Consider the following 1,172-nt stretch of genomic DNA (forward strand, 5'->3'; position numbering starts at 1 on the left):
GCCATTTATTCACGAGAGGATAGTGGCGCCTTCCATCGCTTTAAAGCAGATGAGGCCTATCTAGTAGGGGCGGGTAAAAAGCCGATTGATGCTTATTTAGATATTGAGGGCATTATAAGGATTGCTAAAGATGCTGGTGTGGATGCCATTCATCCAGGGTATGGTTTTTTATCAGAAAACGTAGAATTTGCACGTCGTTGTGAGCAGGAGGGCATTGTGTTTATTGGACCTACTTCTGAACATTTAGATATGTTTGGAGATAAGGTTAAAGCACGTTCGCAAGCCATTGCTGCCGGGATTCCTGTTATTCCTGGGACAGATGGCCCTGTCGCCGATTTAGCAGAGGTAGAGGCATTTGCCAGCACTTATGGCTATCCAGTTATGATTAAGGCAGCACTTGGTGGTGGTGGTCGCGGGATGCGTCTTGTGCATACATCAGAAGAGCTTGCTTCTTCTTATGAACGAGCAAAATCGGAGGCAAAGGCTGCTTTTGGCTCGGATGAGGTGTATGTAGAGAAGGCAATCATCAAGCCAAAGCATATTGAGGTTCAAATTATTGGCGATCAACAGGGCAATATCGTGCATCTCTATGAGCGTGATTGTTCGATTCAGCGTCGTCATCAAAAGGTCGTTGAAATCGCGCCATCGAATTCAATTTCAGAAAATTTAAGAAATCGAATTTGTGAGGCGGCTGTGCAGCTAATGAAAAATGTCTCGTACATAAATGCTGGGACAGTGGAATTTTTAGTAGCGGGTGAAGATTTTTATTTCATCGAGGTCAACCCTCGTATTCAAGTGGAGCATACCATTACAGAAATGATTACGGGTATCGATATCGTGCACACGCAAATTAAGGTGGCGGCAGGCTATGCGCTGCACAGTGAAGAAATTCATCTGCCTAAGCAGGAAGAGATGCCAATGATTGGCTATGCTATTCAGGCGCGTGTGACAACAGAAGACCCTGCCAATGATTTTATGCCCGATACAGGGAAGCTAATGGTGTATCGTTCGAGTGGTGGCTTTGGGGTCCGACTAGATGCAGGGAATGGTTTCCAGGGCGCTGTTGTGACACCATACTATGATTCCCTACTGGTGAAAATTTCAACATCAGGAATGTCGTTTAAAGAAGCTGCTGCGAAAATGGACCGTAACTTAAAAGAATTCCGTATTCG

General features: G+C 45.1%; 1 protein-coding gene. It reads left to right on the forward strand.

The window, feature by feature from the left end; genetic code table 11:
- Positions 1-1,172 (forward strand): ATP-binding protein (locus AC1RNS_RS26425; protein WP_492996777.1); only part of this gene is annotated, 1,172 nt, incomplete at both ends.

The sequence above is a fragment of the Lysinibacillus sp. GW821-FHT14F06 genome (genome assembly GCF_058803665.1).